The 4,316-nt window shown below is 68.6% G+C and carries 3 protein-coding genes; 2 read left to right on the forward strand and 1 reads right to left on the reverse strand.

Features of this window, described 5'->3' with window-relative positions:
• The first annotated feature begins 20 nt into the window (after positions 1–20).
• Positions 21–296 carry an ATP-binding domain-containing protein gene (locus tag E1295_RS47365; protein WP_425465408.1) on the forward strand — a complete coding sequence of 92 codons (276 nt, stop codon included), beginning with the start codon at positions 21–23 and terminating at the stop codon, positions 294–296.
• 15 nt (positions 297–311) lie between these two features.
• On the opposite strand, the gene E1295_RS47370 is transcribed toward E1295_RS47365, so the two are convergent.
• A complete protein-coding gene (locus tag E1295_RS47370; RefSeq protein ID WP_132641851.1) occupies positions 312–779 on the reverse strand; it encodes a MarR family winged helix-turn-helix transcriptional regulator in 468 nt (155 codons plus the stop codon).
• A 106-nt stretch (positions 780–885) separates the two neighbouring features.
• On the opposite strand from E1295_RS47370, the gene E1295_RS47375 reads away from it, so the two are divergent.
• On the forward strand, positions 886–4,188 hold the full coding sequence (locus E1295_RS47375; protein WP_132641853.1) for an efflux RND transporter permease subunit: 3,303 nt from the start codon (positions 886–888) through the stop codon (positions 4,186–4,188).
• Positions 4,189–4,316: the final 128 nt, after the last annotated feature.

Here is a 4,316-nt window from a genome sequence, read left to right on the forward strand (position 1 = left end):
TATAAGAGTCAGGGGTGGGCGTGGTGACGCCGGACGCGCGGCACGCCGAGGTGGCGCGGCTCTTCCCTGAGGGGGATCTGGACGCGCCGGTGGTGGTGCTGACGGTGGGTCAGGCCAAGGGGCTGGAGTTCGACGCGGTCGTGGTGGTGGATCCGCAGGGCATCTGGGACCAGTCGCCGATGGGCGGGCAGGACCTGTACGTGGCGGTGACGCGGGCGACGCGGCGGCTGACGGTGGTGCACGAGGGTGTCCTGCCGGACGTGCTGTCCCGCCTGGCCAATGAATCTACAATGTAAAGGCGGTCGGTGGTCTCAGATACCCCTGCCGGGGTCCTCACCGCAGACAAGCCTGTCGGCGACGTCGCGGATGGTCCGGGTGACGTGGTCGAGGGCGCGCAGCGTGTCCAGATCGAGGTGGTCCATGATGCGGCGGTAGTGTTCGTGGCCGGCGTTGGTGATCTCCTCGATGAGGGCGGTGCCTTCGGGGGTGAGCTCGACGCGGCGTACGCGGCGGTCGTGGGGGTCCTCGTGCCTGCAGGCCAGGCCCTGGGCGACGAGGCGGTCGACGATGCCGGTGACGGTGCCGAGGCCGACGCCCAGCGCCTGGGCGAGCTCCTGGCCTGAGGAGGAGCCGTTGATCGCCAGGAGCATGACGACCCTGAGCTGGCGCATGGTGAGGTTGGAGGTGAACAGGGGGGAGTGGTGCTGGGCGAACAGTCGCCCGAGGCCACGCTGGGTTTCGGTGATCCGGTGGATCAGGTCTTCGCGTTCGCTGCTCACGCTCACCTCTCGCCTTCCTGAGAAGGCTATCAGGAAGTTCGAGACTGGCTAAATGTTCGCATCAGGCGAAGTGTTAGTCTGTGGCGAACTCTTGGAGGGGGAGCCCATGACCGCTTTCGCTCGGTTGAGCTTGGTCAACCGCAGCCTGGTGATCCTGATCGCGCTGGTGCTCACGGGGTTCGGCGTGTTCGCCATTCCTCAGCTGAACCAGCAGTTGCTGCCGTCGTTGTCGTTTCCGGGTGCGTTCGTGGTGGCGCCGTTCCCCGGTGCTTCGCCTGAGATCGTCGAGGATCAGGTCACCAAGCCGATCGAGGACTCCTTTCAGGGGCTCGCCGGGATGGAGCAGATGACCTCGAGCTCGAAGGAGGGCCTGGCGCAGATCCAGGTGGCTTTCGAGTTCGGCACCGATGTCGAGGCGTCGGTGAACAAGATGCAGCAGGCCATCAACCGGGTGACGTTGCCGGAGGGCGTGGAGCCTCAGGTGGTGGCGGGGAGCACCGATGACATTCCGGTGCTGGTGCTGGCGGTGGGCGACGGCGGTGACGAGCGGTCGATGGCCGAGAAGTTGCGCCGGATTCTGGTGCCGGAGGTGCAGGGCGTCGAGGGTGTGCGCGAGGTGTCGGTGACGGGCGCCCGCGAGGAGGTCGTGACGGTCCGGCCGGATGCGAAGAAGATGGCGCTGGCGGGGGTGTCGGCGGCGCAGATTCCTGAGGTGCTGAAGGCGAACGGCACGCCGATCCCGGCCGGGACGTTGACCGATGACGGCAAGGCGCTGACGGTTCAGGTGGGTTCGCGGGTGGACTCGCTGCTGGAGCTGGAGAACTTGTATCTGACGCCGGCGCAGCCGGCGGCGACTCCTCAGCAGGCTCGGCCCCAGCAGGGCCAGCCGCAGGGCCAGCCGCAGGGCCAGCCGCAAGGTCAGCCGCAGCAGGGTCAGCCGCAGAGCCGGCAGCCCGGGCAGGCGCAGGCTCAGCCGGGTCAGGGGGCGATCGCGCAGCAGCAGGCCAGGCCGAAGCCGCTCAAGCCGGTGAAGCTGGGCGACGTGGCGGAGATCGAGCGCGGTCTGGCGGAGGCGACGACGCTGACCCGGACCGACGGTACGGCGAGTCTGGGTGTGGCGGTGACGATGTCGCCGGACGGTAATGCGGTGGCGATCTCGCATGACATCCGGGAGAAGCTGCCGGAGCTGACCAGGGCGCTGGGCGATTCGTCGGACACGGCGGTGTCGGTGGTGTTCGATCAGGCGCCGTACGTGGAGGAGTCGATCGAGAGCCTGACGACCGAGGGCGTGCTGGGCCTGGTGTTCGCGGTGCTGGTGATCTTGGTGTTCCTGCTGTCGGTGCGGTCGACGCTGGTGACGGCGGTGTCGATCCCGCTGTCGGTGGTGATCGCGTTGCTGGCGTTGTGGGCGGGTGACTATTCGCTGAACATGCTGACGCTGGGCGCGTTGACGATCGCGGTGGGGCGTGTGGTCGACGACTCGATCGTGGTGCTGGAGAACATCAAGCGGCATCTGGCTTACGGCGAGGCGAAGCTTCAGGCGATCTTGACGGCGGTGCGTGAGGTGTCGGGTGCGGTGACGGCTTCGACGTTGACGACGGTGGCGGTGTTCGCGCCGATCGCGATCGTGGGCGGCATGGTGGGCGAGTTGTTCAGCCCGTTCGCGATCACGGTGGCGGTGGCGTTGCTGGCTTCGCTGGTGGTGTCGCTGACGGTGGTGCCGGTGCTGGCGTACTGGTTCCTGAGGGCGCCTGTGCTGGCGCCGGGGCAGGCGCGCAGGCAGCGTGAGGAGGCGGAGGCGAAGGAGCTGCGTTCGCCGTTGCAGCGGGCTTATCTTCCGGTGTTGCGGTTCGCGACCCGGTTCAAGCTGGTGACGGTGCTGATCGGGGTGGCGGTGTTCGTCGGCACGATGGGGCTGGCCGGCGGGTTGCAGACGAACTTCCTGGACGCCTCTGGGCAGAACACGTTGTCGTTGTCGCAGCGGATGCCGGTGGGCACGGATCTGGCGAGTACGGACAAGGCGGCGCGCGAGGTCGAGGAGGTGCTGGCCGGCCTGGACGGTGTGGAGACGTACCAGGTGAACGTCGGTGGCGGCAACGCGATGTCGGGCGGGGCGGTCGGCGGTGGCGCGGATCGGGCGTCGTACTCGGTGACGTTGGAGGAGGGCGCGGACACGGCGCGGGTCGAGCGGGCGCTGCGCGAGGAGATCGCGGGGTTGTCGGGCGTCGGCGAGGTCACGATGGGTGCGCAGGCGGCGGGGTTCGCCTCTGACACGATCGACGTGATCGTGCAGGCTCCCGATGCCGGGGCGCTGCGTGCGGCGACCGAGTCGGTGGCGGCGGCGATGGGTGAGGTGTCCGGGCTGAAGGACGTGTCGTCCGACCTGGAGACGAGTGCGCCGCGGGTCGAGGTCGTGGTGGACCGGGAGGAGGCCGCGGAGCGGGGCCTGTCGGAGGCGCAGGTGGGTCAGGCGGTGGCGCAGGCCTTCCGGGGGGCGCCGCTGGGTCAGATCACGCTGGACGGGCGGGCCAGTGATCTGGTGTTGCGCGGGTCGGACGCGCCGGAGGATGTGAAGGCGATCGGGAATCTGAAGCTGCCGACGGCCGCGGGGATGGTGAAGGTGTCGTCGGTGGCCGAGGTGCGGCAGGTGGCGGGGCCGACGCAGGTGAGCAGGATCGATGGTGAGCGGTCGGCGACGGTGTCGGCGAAGGCGGATGCGTCGGATCTGGGGAGTGTGACGCAGGCGTTGACGTCGAAGCTGGACGGGTTGAGCCTGGCGGCCGGGGCGTCGTACGAGATCGGTGGTGTGTCGGCTGATCAGGCGGACGCGTTCGCCGATCTGGGTTTGGCGATGCTGGCGGCGGTGGCGATCGTGTTCCTGATCATGGTGGCGACGTTCCGTAGTTTCGTGCAGCCGGTGATCTTGCTGGTGTCGATCCCGTTCGCGGCGACGGGTGCGGTCGGGTTGCTGGTGGCCACGGACACGGCGCTGGGTGTGCCGGCGTTGATCGGCATGCTGATGCTGATCGGCATCGTGGTGACGAACGCGATCGTGTTGATCGACCTGATCAACCAGTACCGGGATCAGGGCATGGGCGTGGTGGAGGCGGTGATCGAGGGCGGCCGGCGCAGGTTGCGGCCGATCCTGATGACGGCGGTGGCCACGATCTGCGCGTTGACGCCGATGGCGCTGGGGGTGACGGGTTCTGGCGGGTTCATCTCGCAGCCGCTGGCTATCGTGGTGATCGGTGGTCTGATCTCCTCGACGTTGCTGACGCTGGTGCTGGTGCCGACGTTGTACGTGGTGGTGACGCGTAAGGACGACGGTGAGCCGGGGTCGGCGGGCCCGGGGGTGCGTGAGGGTGCCGGCGGCGCGGGGACGCAGGATCTGGCCGGTCACCCGGCGTAGAGGTGTCGTGGTTCGGTGACCTCCGCCGGTGTGCGGCGGGGGTCACTTCCCTATGCGCCCTACACGGTGGCTCCCCTCAGGAATGGGTGCTGAGCCCGATGGCGCGCTCCGGGGCGGGCGGGCGAGAC

The sequence above is a fragment of the Nonomuraea mesophila genome, from assembly GCF_004352805.1.
Lineage (GTDB): Bacteria > Actinomycetota > Actinomycetes > Streptosporangiales > Streptosporangiaceae > Nonomuraea > Nonomuraea longispora.

Excerpts from the sequence above, each read along its gene's own strand:
- E1295_RS47375 (WP_132641853.1), top strand. The coding sequence starts at position 886 with ATGACCGCTTTCGCTCGGTTGAGCTTGGTCAACCGCAGCCTGGTGATC.